21 protein-coding genes are annotated in these 23,556 nt (G+C 54.1%); 4 read left to right on the top strand and 17 right to left on the bottom strand.

Annotation, left to right across the window (positions count from 1 at the left end; genetic code table 11):
• Positions 1 to 225 precede the first annotated feature (225 nt).
• The 3 genes from DW892_RS08755 to DW892_RS08765 all read right to left on the bottom strand — a co-directional run bounded on the left by DW892_RS08755 (position 226) and on the right by DW892_RS08765 (position 3,072).
• Positions 226 to 1,995 carry an AAA family ATPase gene (locus DW892_RS08755; protein WP_117766968.1) on the bottom strand — a complete coding sequence of 590 codons (1,770 nt, stop codon included), beginning with the start codon at positions 1,993 to 1,995 and terminating at the stop codon, positions 226 to 228.
• A gap of 61 nt (positions 1,996 to 2,056) precedes the next feature.
• The gene (locus tag DW892_RS08760) at positions 2,057 to 2,263 is read right to left on the bottom strand and encodes a hypothetical protein (RefSeq protein WP_117766970.1); all 207 of its coding nucleotides are present in this window, start codon (positions 2,261 to 2,263) and stop codon (positions 2,057 to 2,059) included.
• A 44-nt stretch (positions 2,264 to 2,307) separates the two neighbouring features.
• Positions 2,308 to 3,072, bottom strand: a complete 765-nt coding sequence (locus DW892_RS08765) for a hypothetical protein (RefSeq protein ID WP_147349864.1) — start codon at positions 3,070 to 3,072, stop codon at positions 2,308 to 2,310.
• Positions 3,073 to 3,267: 195 nt separating this feature from the next.
• Here DW892_RS08765 and DW892_RS08770 point away from each other — a divergent pair, with 195 nt between their 5' ends.
• The gene (locus DW892_RS08770) at positions 3,268 to 4,854 is read left to right on the top strand and encodes a hypothetical protein (protein WP_147349865.1); all 1,587 of its coding nucleotides are present in this window, start codon (positions 3,268 to 3,270) and stop codon (positions 4,852 to 4,854) included.
• A gap of 71 nt (positions 4,855 to 4,925) precedes the next feature.
• Here DW892_RS08770 and DW892_RS08775 read toward each other — a convergent pair whose 3' ends face one another.
• The 3 genes from DW892_RS08775 to DW892_RS08785 all read right to left on the bottom strand — a co-directional run bounded on the left by DW892_RS08775 (position 4,926) and on the right by DW892_RS08785 (position 7,008).
• Positions 4,926 to 5,543, bottom strand: coding sequence for a hypothetical protein (locus DW892_RS08775; protein WP_147343546.1), 618 nt, complete (start codon positions 5,541 to 5,543; stop codon positions 4,926 to 4,928).
• A 171-nt stretch (positions 5,544 to 5,714) separates the two neighbouring features.
• Positions 5,715 to 6,539, bottom strand: coding sequence for a hypothetical protein (locus tag DW892_RS08780; protein WP_117766978.1), 825 nt, complete (start codon positions 6,537 to 6,539; stop codon positions 5,715 to 5,717).
• 127 nt (positions 6,540 to 6,666) lie between these two features.
• Positions 6,667 to 7,008 (bottom strand): hypothetical protein, encoded by a 342-nt coding sequence (locus DW892_RS08785; protein WP_117766980.1) that lies wholly within the window; start codon positions 7,006 to 7,008, stop codon positions 6,667 to 6,669.
• A gap of 248 nt (positions 7,009 to 7,256) precedes the next feature.
• Here DW892_RS08785 and DW892_RS08790 point away from each other — a divergent pair, with 248 nt between their 5' ends.
• Positions 7,257 to 9,182 carry a hypothetical protein gene (locus DW892_RS08790; RefSeq protein WP_117766982.1) on the top strand — a complete coding sequence of 642 codons (1,926 nt, stop codon included), beginning with the start codon at positions 7,257 to 7,259 and terminating at the stop codon, positions 9,180 to 9,182.
• A gap of 35 nt (positions 9,183 to 9,217) precedes the next feature.
• Here the strand turns inward: DW892_RS08790 and DW892_RS10630 are convergent, their stop codons facing one another.
• The 9 genes from DW892_RS10630 to DW892_RS08840 all read right to left on the bottom strand — a co-directional run bounded on the left by DW892_RS10630 (position 9,218) and on the right by DW892_RS08840 (position 19,122).
• Positions 9,218 to 9,412 (bottom strand): DUF4357 domain-containing protein, encoded by a 195-nt coding sequence (locus DW892_RS10630; RefSeq protein ID WP_117766984.1) that lies wholly within the window; start codon positions 9,410 to 9,412, stop codon positions 9,218 to 9,220.
• Positions 9,413 to 9,987: 575 nt separating this feature from the next.
• Positions 9,988 to 11,439 (bottom strand): LlaJI family restriction endonuclease, encoded by a 1,452-nt coding sequence (locus tag DW892_RS08805; protein WP_117766988.1) that lies wholly within the window; start codon positions 11,437 to 11,439, stop codon positions 9,988 to 9,990.
• Between the two features lie 3 nt (positions 11,440 to 11,442).
• On the bottom strand, positions 11,443 to 13,170 hold the full coding sequence (locus DW892_RS08810) for an McrB family protein (protein ID WP_117766990.1): 1,728 nt from the start codon (positions 13,168 to 13,170) through the stop codon (positions 11,443 to 11,445).
• A complete protein-coding gene (locus tag DW892_RS08815) occupies positions 13,118 to 13,963 on the bottom strand; it encodes a DNA cytosine methyltransferase (protein WP_117766992.1) in 846 nt (281 codons plus the stop codon). Before DW892_RS08815 ends, DW892_RS08810 begins: the two co-directional genes overlap by 53 nt.
• A 568-nt stretch (positions 13,964 to 14,531) precedes the next feature.
• Positions 14,532 to 14,969: a hypothetical protein gene (locus DW892_RS08820; protein WP_117766994.1), complete on the bottom strand. Its 438-nt coding sequence runs from the start codon at positions 14,967 to 14,969 to the stop codon at positions 14,532 to 14,534.
• A gap of 87 nt (positions 14,970 to 15,056) precedes the next feature.
• Complete coding sequence (locus DW892_RS08825; RefSeq protein WP_117766996.1) at positions 15,057 to 15,890, bottom strand: hypothetical protein; 834 nt, start codon at positions 15,888 to 15,890, stop codon at positions 15,057 to 15,059.
• A 74-nt stretch (positions 15,891 to 15,964) separates the two neighbouring features.
• Complete coding sequence (locus DW892_RS08830) at positions 15,965 to 16,567, bottom strand: ClpP family protease (protein ID WP_117766998.1); 603 nt, start codon at positions 16,565 to 16,567, stop codon at positions 15,965 to 15,967.
• 114 nt (positions 16,568 to 16,681) lie between these two features.
• Positions 16,682 to 18,166 (bottom strand): VirD4-like conjugal transfer protein, CD1115 family, encoded by a 1,485-nt coding sequence (locus DW892_RS08835; RefSeq protein WP_158567051.1) that lies wholly within the window; start codon positions 18,164 to 18,166, stop codon positions 16,682 to 16,684.
• A 38-nt stretch (positions 18,167 to 18,204) separates the two neighbouring features.
• Entirely contained in the window at positions 18,205 to 19,122 is a 918-nt protein-coding gene (locus tag DW892_RS08840; protein WP_117767002.1) for a hypothetical protein, read from the bottom strand.
• A 289-nt stretch (positions 19,123 to 19,411) separates the two neighbouring features.
• Between DW892_RS08840 and DW892_RS08845 the strand changes: the two genes are divergently transcribed.
• The gene (locus DW892_RS08845; RefSeq protein ID WP_117767004.1) at positions 19,412 to 20,851 is read left to right on the top strand and encodes a hypothetical protein; all 1,440 of its coding nucleotides are present in this window, start codon (positions 19,412 to 19,414) and stop codon (positions 20,849 to 20,851) included.
• A 69-nt stretch (positions 20,852 to 20,920) separates the two neighbouring features.
• Here DW892_RS08845 and DW892_RS08850 read toward each other — a convergent pair whose 3' ends face one another.
• The gene (locus DW892_RS08850; protein WP_199570243.1) at positions 20,921 to 21,811 is read right to left on the bottom strand and encodes a nucleotidyl transferase AbiEii/AbiGii toxin family protein; all 891 of its coding nucleotides are present in this window, start codon (positions 21,809 to 21,811) and stop codon (positions 20,921 to 20,923) included.
• 15 nt (positions 21,812 to 21,826) lie between these two features.
• Positions 21,827 to 22,501, bottom strand: coding sequence for a type IV toxin-antitoxin system AbiEi family antitoxin domain-containing protein (locus DW892_RS08855; RefSeq protein WP_199408775.1), 675 nt, complete (start codon positions 22,499 to 22,501; stop codon positions 21,827 to 21,829).
• Positions 22,502 to 23,005: 504 nt separating this feature from the next.
• Here DW892_RS08855 and DW892_RS08860 point away from each other — a divergent pair.
• Positions 23,006 to 23,548, top strand: coding sequence for a DUF4342 domain-containing protein (locus tag DW892_RS08860; RefSeq protein ID WP_117767006.1), 543 nt, complete (start codon positions 23,006 to 23,008; stop codon positions 23,546 to 23,548).
• The last annotated feature ends 8 nt before the right edge of the window (positions 23,549 to 23,556 follow it).

The following is a 23,556-nucleotide window of genomic DNA, read 5'->3' on the forward strand; positions in this document are numbered from 1 at the left end:
AAACGCGGGGCCCGTTCAGGCTGTTGCGTTGAGATTGAAAATCAACCCATATAACGGATGTTCATTTCTGTAAACCGCCTCGCTCTCCCCCGCCGCTCCCTCACTTGTTTTGTTACATGTGTTGAATACCATCCCGTACGGACAAAATCTCACGCAGGGCGGTTAAGACAGTGGCGTCCATGCCACCAGAGAAAATAGAAGAAAGGAAAGAGAAGCAGTCGGCGATTACTCGCACGAAGCGAGCAGCTTCTCAAGATCACACTCCAATGCCTCACGCTCCTCAACGTCCATCACTGCAAGGGCGACACGCATCAGGGACACCTCGGCGGCAAGCTCCTTAACCTGGTCGGGGCGTTTGCTAAAGTGGTCGTAAATCCGCAGGGCCTCCCCGGCCGCCAGGTACTGCCACTTTTCCAACGAAGGCTTTTCGGACCTGCTCATGGCATCGACCCACTCGCCAAGACCCTGAAAACCGTTGCCCGTAGTCGTGCCGTTCATAACCACATCGAGCGGGCTCAGCAAGCAATCGGGCGTTTTTTTGTACACCAATTTGGTGAGCGTAAGCACCTGGGCAAGGTTGCGATACTGTTCCTTGTCGGCATAGAGCACGTCGTTGTAGCAGGCGCAGGCCTTAAGCAGCTCGTGGGCGGCAATGCGCTCCGGCCCATCAAACGGAACGCCGCGCAACAACACCCCAGCAAGATCGAATGCCTTGCCGCCCTGCACGATCTTGTCGAGCGCCGAGCCGTCCACCAAATCCGCCAGCCAAGCAAACTCAGGCTGATACGGCTTATGCTCGTCCTCGTCCTCATGCTCCATCCAGTTGCTCACCAGCGCAAGGGCTTCAATCTCTCTCCCGTTCAGAAAGGGCGAATTCTTCCCCATCTCTTCCCGCAAAAATCCCCGCGGCTCATGAGAGTGCTCGTACGCAACCGCAAGCTCCCCGTCGCTCACGACCAAGGTCGCACGGGAAATATAGGTATCTTCCCGCATGTCCCTCCAAGCGTACATCATAAGGGGACGCAGCTGACGGAGCATGCCGCGCGCGCCGGCACCTTCCTTAACCGCGCGCTTCGCCGCAAGGCGAGCAGCATCTGCCGTCAGTTCCATCTTGGCGCCATTTCCCATCATGTTGTTGTACTTGGGCAGGTACTGCTCATACGCAATCTGGACCAGATCGTCCACGCTCAGGGCGTTAAAGTTAATCACCGAGCCAATGCGCCCGCACAGCTCGGACATAATACCCCAAGTCTCAACATCCTCGATGGTCGCACTGTCTCGCAGCTCGTTTGCCGATTTTGCGGCGGTGCGCACGGCGGCGTACGAGGATCCGAAGCCGACCGTGGTGCCAGACTTGTCACCCAGGCGCTTGCGCACCAGAGCGTCCAAGCCCATAAAGGCGCCGCCCAAAATGCAGACAACCTGATCGAGGTTGAGTGTCTTAATAGCCGCACTCTTGGAGGTATCACATTCGAACGGCATCTCCCCGCCTTCCAAAAGCTTAAGGAACGACTGCGATGGACTAAAACTCGATGCAACTTCTCCCCCATCGGGTTCGACACGAACCGCCTTGTCAAACTCGTCAAAGAGCACCAAACAAATTTCACCGGGATTCGCAGCCTGATAGTCCGCGACCTGCGATAGGCAGTTGATCATGCTGGCACCGCGCCAGCCCTCGCCCGTCATGGTGGAGACATCGAACACGAACAGCTTGAGCCCTGCGGCATCTGCCACGGCCTTGATGGTGTGGGTCTTTCCCGTACCAGTGGAACCCATCACCAAAATGGCGGCGGGCGAAAGAACGTCGCGCGGATCGGCGCCGCGTGCCAACATCACGCAGCGGTTGACCTCAAAGCTCAGCGCCGTCACAAAGGCCTCCAAGCTTCCTTCGTGGCCAATAACACTCTGACGCGTCTGCTCCACCAGACGCGAGGGCGCAATTCGAGTGAGCAGGTCCCGGTAGCGATCGATGTTTCGATACTGCTTCTGAGCCATGGGTGTTTTCCTTTCTATATTGGTTTTCTTACCTATGACGTGGCCCCGAGCCCATAAACTCCTACAGTGCCAGCGATGTCGCCGACTCCAGATAGATCACGTTGCCCGGCTGGGTAAAGACCGGAATGTGGTAGAGCAGCTGCAAAATGCCCTGCTTGAGCAGCGGAAACAGTGTGGGATGCAACACTTCGTACATCAGGGCACCAGCCATAAGAGCGGTAAGTACGGCAAGCAGCAAAAGCTTTTGAGCGTCAGAGAATACCGACATGGTCGTTCCTTTCTTTATGCGAGATATTTGGATTGCGTTGTGGGTTAGCGACTCATAGCGATGGCAATGCCAATAACCGCGATAACCACGGGGATCGCAAGCGATGCAAACAGAATCCCGGCAAAAAGGCCCACCACCAGCGCGCACACGATGATGGCCAGCGTGGTGGGTACAAGCGCAAGCAGAGGAGTAACCACGCAGACGGATGCAAAGCGAAGCCCGTGGAACAAGCACTCATGAGGGAATAAAGCCTTGAGGACCCCTTCGACAATTCGCCACTCGACAATCGTTCCGATGGTTAAGACAACAGCCCAAAGCAGGTAATCATTGGCGCGGGAATCCGAAGCCATCTTTCCGGTAACGCCGGCCCACCAATCAAATACGGCGGCATAGCCCAGCAAACAGACAATCGCACAGACGACGGATGCAAATGCGCCGGCACCCTCAATTACACCGAGCAGCTCGCACATGTCGGATTCGCGCCCTCCCGTTAACAACACGATCCATTTGTGGGCAAGCGCCGCAACAAACGCCGCGCCCAGCACAACCCAGTACACCCTAAACGCCACCAGGCGCCATGAATGGAGCGGGATCACCGTGTTGCTCTCGCTAATCTCGAACATAAACCCGCCGAGCCACGTCGTCAGCAAGCACATCATGTCGACGGCGACCACGTAGAGTACAACCGCAAAGACAGTTTGCAGAATCATGCCGAAAATATTCATCGCCGTTGGCTTCTTGGGGGCGTCCGGCTCGATTCTGTACATGTCGCATCCGTTCATTAGCTGTCCTTTCATTGCTGATGACATATTGGTCCGAAAGCCCGTTCATTTTTAGAATTTTTTTTCTAAAAGCTTAACGCAGTTGATACCCCCGTGGGTTAAGCTATAAACACTCAATTTCAAATTCATCGGAGTTGGGCTGATAATATGAATTGACCGCGTCGTGCCATTGCCAACAACGACGCACTCCATATCGCACAACGCATGTCCGAGGAGGCAATCGTGCTTCTGTCTCGCGCAGAACAAGCAAAGCTAGGCCTTTATCATGCCTACAATCAGGATCCAGAGCCTCATAGCAGCGCATTTCTTGCAAACCTGGTTTCCTTTATGGTCTCAAAACTCCAGCCAACGCTAAAAACTCATACGCTTATCGAGCTGTGCTGCCGAGATTTTGAGTTTGCCCAAGATTATGCAAATGGACCCGCATGGTCTATCTGGGGCATCGACCTTAAGGACCCCGAAAGCACCGACTTTAGAACTCGCGGCACATCCGCTGATCCGTCTTTTACATTTACCAAAGCCGATGTCTTTGCCTCAACGCCAGAATCGGGTGCCGTGCCCCGTACCGATGAGCCCACGCTCATCTACTGCAGACCCCCCGAGCAAATCCCCCTCACTCAATTTGAGCCCTCGCTCGAAATTGCAGATGAGCATGTTCGGGATTTCCTTACGTCGAGGGCCCGTCAACTGCAAACACTTGTCGATGTACCAAGCCCGCTTTCGGTCAGCGAATGGTATTACGTTTTTCTCGCTGCTTCCCTTGCGTGTGAACGCCCGGATTCCATTGCGGTCGTACAAGTCTCCAACCGATTGCTCAACCTGGCACGCGCCGCAGACGGGCGCCGCCTGCTCTGCCAGCTTGGACTATTGACAGCGATAGTGTTACTTCCCAATACGATCGCCGCCAATAGCGATGGCTACGCCTTACTATTTCTGAGCGACCGTAAACCCAACGAGCCATATTTCCTCTTTGATGGGCGGTCATTTGACAACAAGCCCATGACAAGCGAGCTCATGCATCAGATCCAAGACTCGATTAGTTATGCTTACGCCAAGACAACCGATGTGACGCATTGGCGTCTCGGCGATCGAGGTGCCGAAAAAATCTGGCCTTTACTTCCCAGTGCTAAAAGCACCTCTTTTGCAGAGGAGTCCTTCGTTCGCTTTGGCAGCGTAGCGGACATACGCCGCGGCATTCCCCGTAGCACTCTTTTAAAGATGCCACAGATGGGTCTTAGCAGAACGGACCGACGAATTGACTGCTACTACCTATCGCTTAAACACTTAGTCGATGGAACGGTTATCGGTTTCGAAGATCTACCCGAGCGCGTATTCGACACGGATATTTACGATATGGGCGATACGGATCCAGGTCTTTTCTATCGTCTCAAACCGCTGGGCGAGTATGAAACCTGCATACTGATCTCACGCTTCGGACCACCATTTAAGCTGACCCTCGTAGTGCCGGGAAGCATGAGGCGCGAGCCGGTGCCTCAGAAACCTCAGTTATGCCCTAAACTCATTGTCCCCTGCGATGTCGTCTTCTGCGCATCCTTTAAAGATGAACTACTAGCACGATTCTTCTTAGCCTACCTGTCATCCGATGAAGGACAGCAGAAACTCTTAGCCTCCTCACACGGAGACTCGCTTGCGCAGCTATCTCCTAAAGACCTGCGAAGCATGACCGTGCCTGTTCCCGGGCAAGCAGAACAGGAGCGCTGCGCGCAAGAGTACGAAGCAAAACAGCGCGCCTACGAGGATGCCCTTAAGCAGGCGGGACATTACGCCGCGAGTAAGGGGACGATGTAACGGCCGGGGTTGACAGGCTGTCCGGACTTTTCCGACAGCCTGTCAATCAGGCGCGCCGATCAGCGCGGCGGCTAAAGATTCTCATCGGACTTCGAGCTAGCTTTGACCGCCTCTTCACCCGCGATCAGGTCCCTAACCGTTATATGCGCACTGTACGTAGCATCCTCAATCTTTTCCATAACATCAGGGTCGCAAGTTCCCCAAATTTCTTTAAGGACTCGAGCCAATCCCCAAGCAGCGCTGAGCAGGACGTCAACATCCTTTAGATCTAAGTGGTTGATCGTAAAGGGACAGTACTCGCGCTCCAGCAGATAGGTGTCAACGGCGTCAATTGCCTCAGCCGCGTACCGCTCAAGATCGGGATGGGGATGGAAGGCGCACAGCGCCTTGTACGGATCGGTCGGCTCAATCCAATACAGCGTTGTCGCATCCTCGCATTTCTCGAGCGGATAACGCTCAACCGCCTTCTCCCAACTTTCATACCAGGGATCGGCATCGCCGTCCGTCATTGACTTGCAAAGATCGATCGCCGCAGAAACAGTCGCACACGAATATCTATAGCTGGCGTCTTTCTTAAACTCATCATTGAGCTCGACGTCGCCAGACAGCTCCGCCTCCATGATCAGGAACGGGCCGTCATCATCCGTAATGTTCATGGGATAGTTGTTGCACTCATAGTTCGGGTACATTTTGTCTCCAATCAACCGTTCGGACACATTAACAAGCAATATCAAAACCGCGCTCACGCGGAGGGCCGTCGTCCTCGCGCCAATCTGCAAGTTTTTCTCATCGCGTGAAAAGAACTTGCGATTTCTGCAAGTTTTTCTCACGCTACGATAAGAACTCGCATGATCGCCCCGCTACCTGCGCCACGAGGCAGCAAGGATAACGGGAATCCCGGCAAGGCACACCACCAGGGCCACGGCTGCGAACGCGAGCGCGATGGCCACGCTCACGACGACATAGGCCACGGCGATGAAGGCCAGCGCCAGCAGGCAGGCGAGCAGCTCGGCCACGTAGCACAGCACCAGGTTCGAGCTCGCGCGCTTCAGCAGGACGTCGGCGAGGCGGACAAGCTCGACGGCAAAGCCGCTGCCGAAATTGCGTCCGGGGCCCTTGGCGAGAAACCACTTGAACAGGCACATCAGGGCGCAGCCCAGCATGATCATGATGGAAACGGCCCATACATTGTGCCCCGACTCAACAAGGCCCTGGTCACCCATCGCACTGCCGTTGATGAGCCAACTCGTTCCATAGCCCATGAACAGCATCGCCAACAGCAAACAAGCGCTCACCGCGGCGAGAAGGCGCGACACGCGCCTGCTGAACACCGGGGCATCGCAGCTGAGCCCAAAACCCTCGCGGACGCGCCAAACGGCATGGTAGGCAGGGTACGCCGCAATGAGCACGGCCACGAGCAGCGACACCCAATCGGACCCGGGCGCCGCCGACGCATACTCCGCAATCGCAGGAACGGGATAGGCGGTGTGGAACGACTCATTCAGGAACAGCGTGACCTCGCCCTTCCAGACGCAATGCGGGGCGGCGACAGAGGCGATGCCGACAATGGCAATCGCGGCAACGGCAGCAAGCAGCGCGCCCTGCACGAGCTTGACGACCTCGCCTTTGGCGGTGCGGGGTGCAGCCTCAACGGCGCTGGACGAAATTAGGATAGAAGTGTTCATGATCTTCCTTTCAGAGAGGCCTGATTGGCTGGCGATTGGGTTTTGGGGTGATTGATGCAAATACAGGGGTTATCTAATTGCCCCAGCAAAACAGCAGGTCAATTTGACCGTTCGTGAAGAAATTGGGCTAGCAGGCGATATCAAGATCGTCGCGGCTCGAGAACTCGGCGCTAGCGACACCACGCGATGGGATGCACGTAAATTCAAACTGGTGAACCGGCGAGACTACCGGATAGTCCTCAGCACCCCACTCAAGCTCAAAGCCCAAGCGGGCAAGCTCCTCACGGCAGTTGTCGAGCATAAGCTCACAAGCGCTTTGACGAGCGCAGGCCTCAATATAGCCAAGCCCACGTGCATCGGAAAGGCAAGCCTTCAGCTCATCACAGATGGTCATAACTTCGCAAACGAGATCTTCGAGTTCATCGCGCCTGGCGGAATTCACCAGTTCAAACAGGGTATCGTCAAACATTTTCCGTCCTCCTTTGGACTTCTTTTTTGCTCGACACCTATTGAACACGACAAAGTGGCACAATAGCACAAGGTTTATTCGATTTTGAAAGTTGTGCAGGTTTAAAAAATATGCAGGGTGCCAATTTAATTACTCTGAACTGGCGCGTTAGAGCTAGCTTCATTCGATTCGGTAGAGACAGCTCTTTATATCTCCGTTGTAAACAACCATCACTTTTAAACCCCAATAAGGATCAAGAATTTGAAGAGGTGGAATTCGAGCAGCATTGGACAGTTAAAGAACTGTTAAACGCGTTGCTAAGAATTGATCTGGAAAAGTTCTATAACGAGCTGTCCTCTTGGTATACCGAGTATCGCGACACCCATGCAGTGCCTGTTCCACACCGTATCTTTTTATCGCTCCAGCGAAAAGCACACCTTCAAGAAGCTCAATACCTCAAAGCCTCAGACTCTAAAACAGCGGCCACGTGTTTTCCTCCGCTATGTTCGGGAATTATTGACGCAGGCGAAAACCTCGACAAATGGCATGCCGAAAAGGCAAATATAACCCGTGAGCTCGGAAAGGCAGTCAAACAATCGCTTGATTCCGCAACAAGCGGCGGTTACTCGGACAGTATCTACCGGCTCTTTTTTAACATTTGTTCCTTGTGCATCGATTCGGCTTATCTTGATGAAATACCCGATGCCTATTTGCCTTCAAGGGTTTTTTCTCTTTGGGCACTAGAGTGCGGGAACATCGCGAAAGTTACTATGCCGGCGCTTGAGCTGCTGAGCAGCTGTAGCACCACTGATTCCACTGCGTCAGACCTAGCCAATTACATTGAAATGGTCTTTGGCCTAAATAGTGGGCCTTTGCTCGCCCGCGGAAGTGAACACTCGATTGTCAATCACCCGATGGCGCTTAAGGCGCCACAAACAAAAAGGGAGTTTTATGAGGCGCACTTCCTCGGTCAATTAACTGAGCCTCAGCTAGCCATCGATATCCATGAGTTGGCAATAGCCGTACTCGGCAACATCATCATTGAGTGTCTTAGTTTATCCAAGAAGATCAACGAAGCCTCTTATCAGGATGACCTAAGCCGTCACGTCTCATTATTCGTGAAGCTGCTTTCCAGCGGGGAATCGATTCTGGATGGCGCAAACCAAATTCGCCGCTTTGGGGAGATAACGTCCTCAAAATGCACGAAACATGCAATCGCCGGCCCGATAGTCCAGAACCTCAAGAGCCTCAACGCTCTGGCGCTCAATCTAATAAATAGCGGGCTTTACAACAAGGTTGAGTTATCGAGGAACTCCGAAAGCACAGTCGGCCTTATGCGGTATATCGTAAATGACGGAAAAGACCTTGTTGTCGATATCAACGACAGCAGGGAGATGCAGAAAGCCCTCCATTTTCAGCATTTGATAGACCGCTCCCACTCATTGATTCATTCTTTTCTTCCAAAATCATTTCCTGCTTTCTATGCACAATTACTATGCGAAGCCCTCCGATCCGGGGCGCTTCCAGCAAAATGCAGCACATGCAACAAGCCTTTTTTTCCAACTGGCAACAATAGCAAGTATTGTTCTGGTTACGACAATGAAACGGGCCTATATTGCAATCCCGCGCGCAACACAAATAACAAGCTTGGTAAAAAACTGCCCCATGCAACTGCCGTTAATTTAAGACGCAAAGCAGATACCGCAAGCGGGAAAGACGGACATAACCCGATGGCCGCTAACAAAAAGCGACAGCTATATTTTCAAGAACTAGCCGATGCCGTTGACCACACCCTTGGACCTTATTATCAACGGTCCCCCCTTGTATCGAAAGCACTCTACGAAAAGTGGCTCAAAGCAATCAATCGGCCCAAGAACCAGCCTTGCACCCAAACGCCTGAAGCGTTCGGCTATCCTCATCCTGTGATTTGGAACGGTTCGCTGGCGGATGGCAATGAAGTCGTTGTTATTACGACTCAGTCAGCGCAATTAGGCACTCTTCCAGAGCTCTTGGACAAACTCGCTGGAAAGAACGCTAGCAGCTGCCGCAAATCGGATAACGGTTGGGCGCTTTCTAAGTTCGACCTGGTTGCCACGGTCATCTCATTAGAGCTGGAGGCTGACAAGACCAGAAAGAAGGGAATCGAGTCAATCAAGCACGTCCCCATTCCCGGCCTATCCAGCTACTGGGATTAACCTTTACTAAAGAGTCAGCAGACATCGAGGAGCGCCTATATCTTCCTGCGCTCGTCGAGTGTCTTGCCGCTCTCGTCCTTCCAGACATTCCAGCCGTTGTTCGAGCAGCCAAGCACAACCCAACCGGCAGTCGAGGGCGACTTCGTCACCACATCCGCTTGCAGCACGCCATCCACAATTGGTGCTGTGCGATGGGCCTCAGGAGTCCAGACCCCGTCGTTGACCGGCATTGCGCAGATAAATAGCGCCGATCAGATGGCTAAGCCCATTCCATTGCTTGGAATTGATGAGCCCGTGTGCGTCTCAACCGACCTGACCGTCCAGGACACATGGAACACGCCCGACGCATGTGTCTGCAGCACCGGCATGATCGATGACCTGGGCTTTACCGTGCATACAAAGGGTATGACCCGCAAAAGCAGAACTGGGCTTTATCCCGTGGCCTCCAGCAGAGCCGAAGGCCACGGAGTGGCATTGGACGCGGACGCCGCCCATCCCAATCTGCAAGTTTTTCTCGCGCGATGACAAGAGCTTGCATAGTTATTCTGAGGCCACCTACCGGCTGCCCCAGATGCAGCACCGACCGAGGCTTGACCGCCATTGAAAAGATTGGCATCGACAGCTCGGACGAAAGAGACCCGGATTCTTCACAAGACGGAAGAGGCGATTTATCGTAGTCTTTCCCCGCCCGATGCCAGCATATTTGGCAATCCGCGCATAATCAGCGCTCGTTGCCCAGTCTAGTTGAGTGTCGAAAGGATCACCCCCTAGCCTCAGTTGCCAGTTAACCGACTTGGCTTTCCCGCTAGCAAGCGCCATCAACCGCAAGTAGTCGGCAAGTATTCAATACCTCTCCGCGAAGATACGCCTCGAACACGACCCCCGCTGGCAGCATTAACATGTTAATGAAATTGTCGAGCGGCTTATCTTCCTCCGCAATCACGCCCGGAAACGACGCCCTCGCCATCAGCTCGGGCCTATCAACGGTCCCCGGCACTAGGAACGTGTTCACCACCCGATCGAACCCGCAAGCCTCGATAAACTCCCGGTATGCACTCTGGTACAGGAACTGCTTGGCCACTGACTCCAGCCCCGGCTGGTGCTCCATCTTGCCATTTGCACTCGGCACATAGTACTTCGCGTCACAGATGCAGAACAGCCGCTCGTCATCGGGTCCATTTGCAATGGCAATGGCGTCAGGGATGAGCGTATCGGTACCTTCGGGCTCAGCAAACCCATCGCCGCGCCAGCGCTCCCACAGGGGCCGTGGAATTATCTCGATCAACTTCTTCCGACTATCAGCCGCCCACTTACCCTCAAGCGTAAGTCCGAGCGCGCCCAGCCGCTTACCAAGCGCATCGCCGAGAGCCGTTTTGCAGGCCTCTTCCCACAGGTGGTAAAAGCTCGTTGTCCCCAGTGCCTGGACCTCATCACTGCGCACCTCGCTCTCACGCAGCAGCAGGTAGCGCTCAAGCAAATCGAGCGTTAAGAGCTTCCAGTCCAAGAACTGGGCCGCGCGCTCGCACTCCAGACGCCAACCTAGCATCTCAACATCGCCGAAAGCCTCGATATCCTCGTCCGAAAGACACACCTCATCGAGCGAAAGCAGTTTGTCGATACCCACTTCCCCGAACTTACGCGAGCACTCGGTCAGCACGGCGCGATGCAGCCGCGTGATAAAGTCAGAGTCATCGCGATACGTCTTGCGTGTCTCGTACACCATGTATATCGGTCGACCGTTCGAGAGAACGGGCAAGTGTCCGTCAATTGTACGGTTCCAGTCAATGTTTCCGTTACCGTTGAGTTCGCGATCTTCCACGTAGTTTGAGTACTCACCGTACTCGCCGTACAGCTCCAACAGCGCCAGCATTACGGACAACTTGTCGCTAGCGCCCTCATCGGCGTCTTCCAAACTCGTCAGCACCGCGATGCCCGCATCACGCTTGAGAACTCGCATTATCAACCTGAGCTCATCAATAACAGGTATCCGGTCGTGGAAGTACTTGGGATAGACAATAATCACCGCGCCCTCGGCCATCACCAGGCCCACGAAGCGAAACTGGTAGACTTCAGAGGGAGCGGCGTTCTCCACATCGGCTTCCTCGGGATCGGCTTTCTTTCCCGTCCGGTACCGCACAATACCGCGCGCCATCATGTCGCCAACGAGGGTCTTTGCCCTCGCAACCGTACATCCCAGCTCGTCAGCAAGCCAAGCAAGCGAAAAGGGCCTCAGCTCGCGGACCATCACCGGTTTCATTGCCTATTCCTCGGTCTCTTCTTCAGATTCGGCAGCAACGCCCTCCGATGGCTTGCCAGCGACAACATCAGCGAGCTCGATGCCCTTGAAAATGGCAACTCCATCGCGGTCGAACTGTTTACACAGCTCGAAATAGGTCGCCGTCTCATCGCGGAAAAGCCGTCCGCGCTTCAACTTCCCGACGTCCTCGCATAGATAGAGAAGAACCTTGTCCTTGAACACATCGCTGAATCGATCATTGAGGTCATTGGGCGAGATGAAGAAGGGGCCCAAGAACTTATCCTCATTGATCCTGAGGTCCTTCATCAGTCCGTTAATCTTGCGGCGCAGCTTATCCCAAACGATTTGAGAATCGGTGCCGTTTACCGTAATCGTCACCTCTATCTCGGATATCTTCTTCCCGTCTTCGAGAGGCTTGCCGGCCCCAGCATCGATGTCAATATACCTGAAGTTCCAACGCCGCTTAAATGCGGTGTCCATCGGAAACACCCCTTGGTCGGCGCTGTTCATGGTCGCCCAGATGTACATGTTGGGCGGTAGGGAGAGCTCCTCGCAGGCTATCTCCCTAAAGTCATCGAAGTCCATATCGGGGTCGTAATACCCCTCGATAGCGTCTCGAACATCGGCATCGTCTTTGAGCACATTGAGATAGCTGCCGATGCAGCCAGCCATCTCCTTCGGCGCTGCAACTGGGAAAACACTGTTCCCGCTCTTGTCGCGGTCAAGCAGCTGGAACACGTCACCGAAGACAGCGGCGGGGTTCGCGCGGTTGATTTCTTCAATTAGCAGGACGAAGTTGTCATAGGGGTGTGCTATTGCCTCGAGGTAAGTCTTCAGGAATGGACCCTCAACGAACTCGTAGGATATCTCCTTACTGCCAGGTTCACTATATGGTTTAAAACATCCCACGAACTGCGAGTACGTATAGTCCGGATAGAAGGTCACTCGCCGAATGTTTTTCTTGGCAAAGCCATCCCTGACAAGCTTATTCAGTTGATAGGACTTTCCTGTACCAGGAGCACCAAAGTAAATCAAATTGCGAGGCAAGCCCGCCACTTTTTCGAGAAGTTCAGAACTGTTTTTTACTAGATTCGCCCTGTCTGGTTCGGAATGAGCGCTGTTCGGTTCGCCCACCGGAAAGTACTCCCCAATCGTCGCCCAATCAATACGCGGCTTAACATTTGAAAAAACATCATCGCCAATGCCAATATCATCTGGGAACGGCGCACCCTCTTTCCAGAGAGCGTTTATCAAATTGCCAGTATAGCTTTGCCCAAGAGCGTCCTTAAGGGCCTCCGCAAAAGAAGAGTCATCTTTGAAGGCGGAGTTGCGTTCAACCCACACGGCAAACGCAGTTTTCATTTCCTTTGATGGAAGATAGGCGTCCAAATGCTCATAACAAATTGAATCAGCAAGAAGCACCTTCTTGGAGATAGCAAAAAGATAGCTTTTTGCCCCGCTGGGGTAAAGCTCGGGGTCTTCGCGGGTTGCGCGCTCGGAACGTTGAACAGCTCCTGCGCTAATGAAATTTGAATGGATTCGGGCAGAATCTTTGTCCTTTTTCGGCTTTTTGCCGGTAAAGCCATCAATGTGGTCAGGGACTTCCCCATCTTCAAGTCCGCCAACTTTATGGGCGAAAGAAACAAATGTGCCCTCATCGGAATCGGTATCGCAGTCTCTACCGAACTTGTGAGCATAGTTGTGTAAAATACTTAAAAGCCTTATCGCCATGAGCGCAGGGACCGATCTGCTCAATCATGGCCTGAGTGGCATCGGTATACGACCAGAAATCCCCATTTTCGTGTTCAACCGAGGGATTTTGAAGGATGGACCCCAGGAGCAACTTCTCAGGCCGCCCAGCAGAAACGGAAGGCAGCTGCTCCGAGTCGACAACGCGATCCATCTCATCGAAATCAAACGTTTTGTTCAGAGAACTATCTATGCCGATAATCAAGAGTCGGAACCTGTTCTGGGGCACACCATAGTTACTCGCCTTCACAAGCCGGTGACAGACGTTGTAGCCAAGTATCCTCATGCGGTTCTCAATCTCAGCAATGACGGGAGTTCCGTCATCCATCTTAGAAGACATGATTCCGCGCACGTTCTCAAAGACGAATGCCCTGGGCTTCTTGCCCGCATTAATTTTCCCCTTTAGGATGCGCTCACATTCCTCAAAAAGGGTTCCACGGTTGTATTTATCGTTTACGCCACCGCGAAGGCCGGCATTGGAAAAGGGCTGGCAAGGGAAGCCGGCAAGGAGAATATCGTAATCCGGTATCTCGTCAAGCTCAACTTGGCGAATATCCTTCTCGATGCAATTAGCGGCGGCATCGTAATTCGGGATGTTCTCATTGAAACAGGTCACGGCATCGCGATCGAAATCGTTGGCATAGACTACTTCAGTGGCCAAACGAGCAAAATGCTTGCCTTGGAAATCAAACCCCCCGGCGAAACCGAGGTCAAGACCACCGCATCCCGCAAAGAGAGAGGCGATGCGATAAGGCTTTGTCTGACGAGTCTCCACGATGTCTATCTCATTTCAATCAGTAATAGCAACATTCTACAAATACAAGACTTTACCATTCAAAAAAGCAGAGCTTTTTAATTCGCCTTATTTCTAGAAATCCACCTCTCGCCTCCGAATGGCAGTTACTACCGTTGTTACCAACCGTAGGCCGCACCACCCGCGCTCACGCCCCGCGCGCCTCAGTCAGAGTCGCTAGCCCCCAATCGCGCGTGCCTAAGCAGCGCGAAGCAGCAGACGGTCGCCTGCGTGCTTCAGCAACTGTTGATGCTCGCTTTGAAGTAGTCCGAAGAGCGCGGATCCGGCGGTGCGGTGTTGAGCTGCAGCCTCACCCTCACGCTCGTGACGGTGAGGCTCAAGTACAACGTGGATTGCGAGTGGGACAAGATGATGTATCTAGATATGTCTAAACTGGAGAGAGGAAGGACGAGCTAAAGGGAAAGACTTAGTTCTAAAAGAGGACGGGGCCGAGGCCGAATAAACCAATTTGCGAAAGAATACCAACGGTGTCCCCTATGCCTAAAGGCAGCGACACGCGTTTCTTACCTCTGTCTTTGATTTCATGCAACTATGGCTGAAGCGTCTTTATGTGCTCCAATGCACACAATAGCACGGTCCGATTTCGCTCAAAGCAAAACCGAAACCATGCATATATTCCCAAGACAATCAGGAATAGCGCCCCGAAAATTCCGGCAGAAAGTGGATTGCTGGCTATCAACGCAGACAAATATCCTCCGGCCATAAGAGAGACAATGATGCCGATCAGGCTAAGGACCCAGCTCGTATAATGCGTCTCAGCAACCGCCCGTTCGATTATTTTGCATTTCTTTTTCAGGCTGATGTCCTCGTCAGCTCCAGCGAGAGAGAAGTCCATTCCTGAAATTAAATCGAATAATTCAGCCTCGCTGTATCCGCTTTTCTTGAATCTTTTAATGAAGAAACCTCCTGGTCCAGGACCATAGATAGGACGGTTTACACGAAACAGTTCCTTATAGACGATTTCCATTGCCAACTCCTTAATGCACAGATTCCATTTGCGCTATCTTTCTACCATTCCGTCCGGACAGATTTTTGTCTGACCGCTAGCAACCATTCACAAGGACATCCCGTTCAGTAAATCCTCGTCAAATTGATCCTCGCGCTCCTCATACCCTCGCTCAAGTTTCTTCCCAAGCTCGGCAGCGCAGCGCTTCGTTTCCTTAGAAAACAGGTCATCGATAGCCCTGTCGATTCGCGTGCAAGTCTGCCGGTGCTCGTTCTTCCAGGGCAGGTTGAGTCCCAAACTCGCATCCCAATAGCCGCCGAGTTTGGCGTTGATCACTTCCTCGGGATACAGTACGTCGCGGCGAATCCCTTCGATCGCCTCGTCCTCGTCCATATCACAGGCTGTCTCGCCCTGCACGAGGCACTTGCGCAGCTCCTTTTGCGCCCGGATGCTGTTCAGTATGCGAACGCACACCACGGCCAAAAAGCGGTAGCGCTCGCACAGGTCCCACTCGCCGCCGAGCCATACGCGATAGCCCAGCATTTCGCTCGCGGACTCATCATCCATCAAGATCAATTCCCACGGACGTACTTTGGCAAGCACATCCTCACCTAGCATTTGAACGCCGCCGCGTGTAAAGATGCACGGCTCCACGTCGTAATAGCCAAAGCCGTGGCCTGCACCACGACGATTGATGACGTGCTTGGGCAGCAGGACGATATTGTCGCTGGGCTCGGGGTCAACCTTGCGCAGCTTTTTGACCTTGCGGCGGGCGCGCTTTAAGCTGCGCTCGTTATCGACACGGCCGCGGCCGTCCGGCTTGCCGCCGTATCGCAGGGCAACCTCGCGCGCCAGGATCTTTGTGTCCGCAGCGCACAGCAGGTCGCTCACGGTGGGCAGGTCTTCCCACTCAATGCCGTCGACATCCCAAATCCTGCTCATGTTCAACCTCTTTCTGGCCGTTAAACTACGCGATCGTTCGCCCCGCTCTATATGCCCACAAGACATGAGCCCCGCTAGAGCGCCTTCTTACTCGGAGCAATCACCTCGTCCACCAGACCCAACTCCAGAGCGCGCCTGGCGTTGCACCAGCAGTCGCGCTCGGTGAGCTCGTGGAACTCCTGGGCGCTCAGGTTGCCATGCTCGGCCAGCAGCTCGTCCAGCTCGGCGCGCATGGCCGCCGTGTGCTGGGCCACGATCTCGATATCGGTCTGCTGCGCCATGCCCGTGCCGCCCATCAACTGGTGGATGAGCACTTGCGTGTGGCGGTATACCTGGCGGTGGTCGCCGCAGGCCAAGATCACCGCGGCCATCGAGGCCACGACGCCCTCGCCCACCGTGATCACGGGGCAGTCGAGCGACTGCATGGTGTCGATGAGCGCCAGCCCCGCCGTAACGCTACCGCCCGGGCTGTTGATGATGAGGGTGATGGGCTCGGTGGCGCTCTGATGCTCCAACACCAGCATGGACTTAATAAGGTCATTGCAGGTCACATCGTTGACCTCGCCTTCCAGCAGCAGCACGCGGCTGTTAAGCAGCTCACTTGCCATATCGACGGCGGCAACGCGACCGTCCTTGGACTTCTTGATAATGCTAGGCTCACGATACATAACGGACATGGTAATTCCCTTCTAAACGGAATCGGTAAGGAAGTAAAACGAGGCAGCACGGCTAGCGGCCAATGGAAGCCGTGCGGTCAAATAGGCAAGATTGAACGCGCGAAGCTGCAAGGACTAATCCCTCAGCCACTTGGCCGCATTGGGATGGTCGCCGCAAAAATACTTCTTGGCACGGAAGGGGCGCATGCCGGTTACTTTGACCAGGCAGTCGGTACGCGGCATAAGCCCCACCTCGCCCGGGGTTATCACGCAACCGCGCACATCGACGGCAGTACGCTCGGCGCCCACGTAATTGGTGCCCAGAACCGACTCGCCGCACAGATTGCTTATGTACTCCTGTGTCGCGATGTTGCTGCCGCCGCCCATGTAGACCAAGCTGTCGCAGTTATCGAGGATGGTATGAGCTGTGGTTTCGCCATACACACCATCGAGCTGGCTCAACGACTGCGCGCACATCAAAAAGCTCATGCCACGGCTGCGCACGGTCGCAATACTCCGCTCAAAATCGGGGATGCGGCCCACGTTGGGAAACTCATCCAGAATAAACTGCACGCGGCGCTGCAAATGCCCACTAGGGCTGGCGTCGGCGCGGCGCTGGGCCAGGTTAAACAGCTGCTTAAGGGCAACGTTGGCAAGCCATGCATTGGTCGAGTCGTTGTCGCTCACCTTAAGATCGATTACGCGCTTGCCCTCGTCGATACGGTCAAGACGCATTTCATCTTTCTCATAGACGCGCATGAGCTGGGGAGTCTTAAGCCGCGAGATGGTCGCATTGAGTGTGATCAGAATACTCTTAAGCGTCCTATCGGCTGCTCCGCGAAAATCGCGGTACTGCTCAACGCCATACAGGTCCGCGTTCGCCGACTCATACCTGCCAAGAAATTCCTTGGACTCCACCTGCCCCACAAGGTAGTCCAACGGAAATCGGCCCTCGCCATCTCCCGTGACCTTGATGAGCGCGACCAGCTTAAAGACGTTGTTTATCTTAAGGTAGCGGCGCGGAGCCGTGGGATCCCCACCCGGCGCAAATGTGCCGGCAAGGCACTCCAAAAGGAACAGGATTCCAATAATCGCTCGGAGCAGCAGATCGCTCGCGTTGTCCCAAAACGGGTCGTTCCTAAAGCTGCGCCCATCAGGATCGACCCCCTCCATGATTGCCGCCACTGTGGTGGGGATATCCTCGACATCCATCACGTAACGCAGAGGGTCGTATCCGGCCGACCGCTCGGGATTAACAGTATCGAGAACCGTTACCTCGTAGCCGTCCTCTTCAAAGCCTTTCCCCGTACGGCGCAGCAGCTCACCCTTGGTGTCTGTGACCACATAACAGCATTCGTGGTGATTGAGCAGGTTGGGCAAAACGAAACTCGCCGTTTTGCCGCTGCCGGTTCCGCCAAAGACAAACACGTTGTTGGACACGCTCGTCTCCCAGTGCTTATCGCCCTCGTAAAAAGCAACCGTGGCACCGTGCGCCAAGATCACATCGCGCTGCTCATCGCCGGACGACAGCGCCTGCATTTCCTCCTTGGTCGCCCACTTCTTGGCTTGATACTCCGTTTGCTGTGCGGCCTCGTAGCCGTACATCTTAATGACCGACATGTCACGGCCCCTTTCTTGTCGATGGTTCTGCGTAGTTGCTAGGAAATACGGCCGATGCCTTCGCCCTCCTTGGGGCTTGTCGCGCATGGCAACTTGACCGCGCCGTCAATCAGTCGCTCGGCCTGCGCCACATAGCTCTCGCGCGCCACGGTTGAGACCGTCCCGTCGCGCAGATACGCAAGCAACGACTCGATCATCAGCTTGTCGAGCAGGTCGTATCCCTTGGCCTGAGCGTAGTTGAGGGTGTAGCGGTCCCGAAGCCTCTGTACCTTGGTTGCCAAATCGGTTTCCATCTTTTCCTCCCTGTAATAAAAGTTCTGCCGATTGTCCGAAAGCGCCTCAAACGGGCGTTTGACACATAGCTCGAAGTTGAAACGCGAACTCGCATCGAATACGCGTTGCTGAATCACGCGGTAACGTTCGAAAAACATGACGGCATCGTCTTCGTCCGCCGTAAATCCATGCGATCCATCGCGATGCACGTGGTCGCTGGGTCTTTTGTAGTCGATGCTTCGCACAAAGCGAGACGGAATGCGTCCCCCTTTTTCGGACGAGTACTTCATACCTGTCGAAACCTGCTCAAACATGAGCACGCCGCTCGATTTAAAGCGCGGATTGCTTCCGTGCCGAAACAGGCTAATTAAGATGGCCATGCAGCGCATACAGTTATCGCGCTGGGGAAAGTACAGCGACAGCAAAGCGAGCGCCGCCGCGGCCAAAAGCTCGCGAGCCTCGTGCACATCGTCTCGATACTGCTCGGGCACCAGCCCGGGAATATCGGGTGAATGCTTTTCCAGTACGCCAACAAGCGCCTTAGCGAGGCGTTCAACGTTCTCCTCACCGCAGTACGGATACGGAAACGGCTTCTCTGCCTTCACGTTCTTTTCGCACATGCCACGGAGGTCTTCGTCGAGCGTGTTGAGGAATACCTCATAAATGTTGTCTTCGTTCTTCATGGATGCTTCTTCCTGTCCGGTTGCAAATGTTTGTCGGTAAGTTTGTTCTAAGTTTTAGAATGTTCTGAGGCATAGGTAGTAGTTATTGACCTAACCTGCTGCTTCGTAAGTGAAATTGCCCTGCTCGATAGCGCAGTTTGCCTAAAGGCTGTATAGCGGTTGTATCAAGCAGTTAATATTGAGTTGGCTTTGGATTGCTTCGAGGATAGCACAGTGCACTGTTCTCGTCATTAGAAATTTTCATTTTTTTCTGCTAATATAAACCCACTGAGAAGAAAGGGCTCTATACATGCGTGAAACTACATCATCATTGCCACGCCTCACCGCCGCCGCCCTCTCGCGCGCGCTTAACCTGGAACAAGGCAGTCGCCTGCTCACTGTCCGTCTGCCTGGCGCTGTGGATGCCGAAGATCTCGCTAAGTGCTTTACCCTAAACGGTAACGGCGTGCCCGATATTAGTGAGCTTGAACCTGGAAAGCAGAATGCAAGCGATGATGATGCAGCGCCGGTGTTTGTCGATGCATCAAACTACTACCGCGCAAATAAGCACGATATCGAAAAAGACAGTGCCGCGCTCATCGATTATTTGGAGCCTGGCTACCTTGATTTTTGCGACTGGGGTCCTTTTATTTGGTGCCTGTATGCTCTCGCCCTTTCGGGCCGCACTCGAGCAGCCGTGGTACTTCCCGCCGATTTACTTGATAAAGCTGAACAAGCACGCACGATTTTGATACGCGAAGGGCTCATCGAGAGCGTCGTTTATTTGCCACTTTCCGAGCCCAGGCCCTACATGACAAGCGCGCTCCTCATACTGTCTTCAGGAAATCGCAGCGTTGCATTTCGCAGCGCAATTGAGCCCGGACCGCGTTTTCAATATGTGACTAAAACATCGTATTACTCTGATATCACCTTTTCTATCTCTCCTGACTGGGCCCGCATTGATACCAATACGCCAAGATCGACGCCAATCGAAACGTCCACTTTTGCCACGCGCGAGCTGCTCCAACACCACGCCGCTCTCTCAAAAGGCAAAATCAGCCTCATCGCCATCACCCGAAACTACAGCGCCACACTCGGTGACTCTTTTACGCGAGTCGCGCCATTCATGCCCCGCGAGAGCACGACATCGAACGACATTGACGCAGTCGAGGTGCGCCGAATCTCATCTCAAGATTTTCAGGACGGCAATCTTCTGCCCGTAGATGCTTCAGATAATCAAAATAGCTCGGATTCTAAATTCGTAAAGGTGGACCCCAGCGTTCTCGATCGTTATGAGCTCCGCGCTGGAGATATCGTCATGCCGCGCATGCTGGGTCGCTACGGCGCGTCCAACCTGCTCGTCGTCAGCTCCGATGACGCTAAGCAGCATCTGGTTGCTTCGCATAACACCACCGTCATTCGCCCGTCATTCCAAACGATGACCGAAGATGAGCGCGTAGTGTTTTCGGAGATAATTGTTGGATACCTTACCGAAGGCCACGGGGCGCAGCTGATTCAAGCATTAACTGAAGCAGCCAGCATCCGCGCCATCCGTCCTAGCGACCTGTTTGAGATCGAAGTCCCGCCGGCGCTCGACCCGCGCACACGCGAGTATAGCGAATCCATCAACCGCTTTGCCGAGGTCGTAAGGACAAAGAAACAAGCCGAGGCCACTGTCGCCCAAGCCCAGCGCGACCTCGAAGGCGCAAAAAAGGCCGTCACCCAGGTGGTCGACCAGACCTGCGAATAGCGCATAGGCAGTAGAAACGTCTTAAGCCGGCGACAGGAACTAATTCTGCCGCCGGCTTAACTATCTAGCCTATTCCCATCCCGTGGTCTGAGGATTCCATTTGCACACATTCGCCGAATGATTAAAGCACGGTGTATACAACCGATTGACGACCTCTTCTGCCCCAGCAATGTTCCCCGCGAGATCAAGTACCCCCGCCTGCCTCGCCATCTTTACGTACTGTGCAGAACCATTTTGTTTCCACCAGAGAGGCGCCACGAACTCTTCCGGCATTGCCACTTTGCGGGCAGACGCTTCTTTCTCGACCCTCTCGACAAGCGTAGCCCCATCGACGAAGCAAGTTTTCGCGTACACCAAGATGTCGACTATATCCTTGATTCGCGATGAAGCACGGCCCTCATGCATCTCTATCATTGCGAGCAATTTATCTGCAAGGGCACTCTCCACTCGGCATACTCGATAGTCGCAGACTGGGAGCCCCTCGATATTCAGACGATCGATCGGCGCAAGAACCTCAGGCTCAAGTCCCCGCACTTCATCAATTACCAAGTCAATTGAAATTGGCTGTAGCTTCTTGGTTCCCATAAAGGGGGTGAACCACACCTTCGCACCGCACCGATACTCATCTTCTTCTTTGATTTGCTCTGCACGATCAAAGACGAACGAAACGAAATCCTCCAGATCAATCGAAGCAGCCTGCACCAGATCGACAATAGCCTCTTCGAGACTCTCCTCTTGAGCAACCAAGTCAATATCTCTTGTGACACGTGCATCGAGTGTTCGCGCCAGGACGCTTTGACCGCCCTTGAGCACAAAGCTGCCGTCATCTTCTGAAAAAACGCGACATAGGAAGCGATGAAAGTAGAAACCGACGATTGCCCGATTAGTATCCATTGGTGATTCTCTTGCGGCATTCCTAACAGCCATCTCCAATGCGGCAGGCGTTTTGTACTTCACCATGTCCTCCGTTTCGCATTACCCGTTCAGTACCATCAGCAAAGGCGCCATCAGCTCGCGTCGTTTGGCGGTTTTAGAGTTCTCCTCTACAAGATCCTTCAGCCGTTGTATATCGAGTCCACGTCCAAGCGCGTCGTGATAGGCATCGATAATTAATGAGGGATCCTCGCAATCGAGGCAAAGATCGACAAGCGTGCGCTCGGGTTTAGTTACCGGCAGGCCGTCGAGCCAAACGATGTCCCGCTCAGCAATCTCGCGCTTTACAAAAGAAAGGGATTCGTTTCTTGTATTGATACGCATGGGCGCGGTCATCCTGTAGGGGGACAGATAGAAATCGCCCATTTGCTGTAGGTTCGCCGCTGTCGTACCGCTCACGGCGATGCCATCCCACTGACGTTTTCTCTCCCACGCGCAAAGGGAGGGATTGGTGAGCTTCCAAAAGGCGTTGAGTTCGTCGGTGTCTCGGCGCTGCGTTCCAGACATCCGGTAGGCGCCGTGGCATATCCGTTCAAGACGCCCTGCGCGGCATGAGTGCGCCAGCGCATCTCGAGAAATGTCCATGCGAGCCGCCTGGGCTGTGGTGAACACGCCCTCGCTCTCGGAAAGCTCGCTTATCGCCGCTATGTTGCTAAAGTACTTCATGCTGCAATTGTAGGATATTTTCATACTTTTGCAACGTGATTTTTGATCCATTAGATCCGTTTGCCTTGTTTACCCCATTTCTGACGCCGTTTTGCACCGGCACCCCATCCCCCGCTATTGAGGTCTAATACTTTTCCGCGAAGTGAACGGCTGTTTTTGGACCCCTGAAACATCCGCATTTTTCGGCGGCAAAATCGTGGGATTTCCGCATTGAAACCGCAGGAAGCGGCACCTCTAAAGTGTCGATGCTTCGGGGGTCCGTTTTCACTCATTCACTTCTCGGAAAAGTATTAGACCTCGCTATCAGCTATCCCAAAGATCAGACCGCCCCTCCTTCACGCCACGCAAAACCTGCCTTTTCTGCCCCTGCCCGCCTCCGCACCACCCAAAAACTCATCCAACATTAATCTTGGCTCAAGAATCGCTTAATCTATAACCTGCACTATAGAGTTCGACCAAGAGCGGGGCGGCGCCGCGCAACGCAGGCCGCCGAACGCAACGCTCGCGCCCGGGCAGATCGCCTGGCGTCGCGCCCATCGAACGAAAGGACAGGTCATGGACGACCTCGAAAAAGTTGAAACCATCCGCACCAAGTGCAACGTGAGCTACACCGATGCCAAGGCCGCGCTCGACGCCGCCGACGGCAACGTCCTGGACGCCATCATTTTGCTCGAGTCGCAGGGCAAGACGCAGACCACGTCGGCGCACGCCGCCACCGAGTCCGCGCCAGCCGACGAGCCCTCGGCTGAGATGGTCGCCGCGCAGGTCGCCTACGAAAAGTCGAGCGAAAAGACCGACTTCTCCAAGAAGATGGACAGCGTGTGGGAGTACCTCAAAAAGCTCTTCCGTCTGAGCCTGGACACCAAGTTTATCGCCACGCGCCGCGACGCGATCATCCTCAACATTCCCATCCTGATTCCCATCGTCGCCCTGTTTGCCTGGGGCGCCACGATATGGCTGATGCTGCTTGGCTTGTTCTTTGGCATGCGCTACCGCATCGATAGCGACGGCGACGTGCCCGGCAGCATCAACAACCTGATGGACAGCGCTGCCAATGCCGCGGACGACATCAAGCAAAATCTGAACGACGACAAGTAATCGCAGAC

Source organism: Collinsella sp. AM40-7AC (assembly GCF_003468125.1).
GTDB classification, from domain to species: Bacteria; Actinomycetota; Coriobacteriia; order Coriobacteriales; family Coriobacteriaceae; genus Collinsella; species Collinsella aerofaciens_O.

Coding starts and splice junctions, on each gene's coding strand:
- DW892_RS08755 (WP_117766968.1), bottom strand. CDS start 1,995: ATGGCTCAGAAGCAGTATCGAAACATCGATCGCTACCGGGACCTGCTC.
- DW892_RS08810 (WP_117766990.1), bottom strand. CDS start 13,170: ATGGCGATAAGGCTTTTAAGTATTTTACACAACTATGCTCACAAGTTC.
- DW892_RS08760 (WP_117766970.1), bottom strand. CDS start 2,263: ATGTCGGTATTCTCTGACGCTCAAAAGCTTTTGCTGCTTGCCGTACTT.
- DW892_RS08805 (WP_117766988.1), bottom strand. CDS start 11,439: ATGAAACCGGTGATGGTCCGCGAGCTGAGGCCCTTTTCGCTTGCTTGG.
- DW892_RS08780 (WP_117766978.1), bottom strand. CDS start 6,539: ATGAACACTTCTATCCTAATTTCGTCCAGCGCCGTTGAGGCTGCACCC.
- DW892_RS08835 (WP_158567051.1), bottom strand. CDS start 18,166: ATGTCGGTCATTAAGATGTACGGCTACGAGGCCGCACAGCAAACGGAG.
- DW892_RS10630 (WP_117766984.1), bottom strand. CDS start 9,412: ATGCCGGTCAACGACGGGGTCTGGACTCCTGAGGCCCATCGCACAGCA.
- DW892_RS08845 (WP_117767004.1), top strand. CDS start 19,412: ATGCGTGAAACTACATCATCATTGCCACGCCTCACCGCCGCCGCCCTC.
- DW892_RS08765 (WP_147349864.1), bottom strand. CDS start 3,072: ATGTCATCAGCAATGAAAGGACAGCTAATGAACGGATGCGACATGTAC.
- DW892_RS08820 (WP_117766994.1), bottom strand. CDS start 14,969: ATGGAAATCGTCTATAAGGAACTGTTTCGTGTAAACCGTCCTATCTAT.
- DW892_RS08855 (WP_199408775.1), bottom strand. CDS start 22,501: ATGGATCAAAAATCACGTTGCAAAAGTATGAAAATATCCTACAATTGC.
- DW892_RS08775 (WP_147343546.1), bottom strand. CDS start 5,543: ATGTACCCGAACTATGAGTGCAACAACTATCCCATGAACATTACGGAT.
- DW892_RS08825 (WP_117766996.1), bottom strand. CDS start 15,890: ATGAGCAGGATTTGGGATGTCGACGGCATTGAGTGGGAAGACCTGCCC.
- DW892_RS08840 (WP_117767002.1), bottom strand. CDS start 19,122: ATGAAGAACGAAGACAACATTTATGAGGTATTCCTCAACACGCTCGAC.
- DW892_RS08830 (WP_117766998.1), bottom strand. CDS start 16,567: ATGTCCGTTATGTATCGTGAGCCTAGCATTATCAAGAAGTCCAAGGAC.
- DW892_RS08860 (WP_117767006.1), top strand. CDS start 23,006: ATGGACGACCTCGAAAAAGTTGAAACCATCCGCACCAAGTGCAACGTG.
- DW892_RS08785 (WP_117766980.1), bottom strand. CDS start 7,008: ATGTTTGACGATACCCTGTTTGAACTGGTGAATTCCGCCAGGCGCGAT.
- DW892_RS08850 (WP_199570243.1), bottom strand. CDS start 21,811: ATGGTGAAGTACAAAACGCCTGCCGCATTGGAGATGGCTGTTAGGAAT.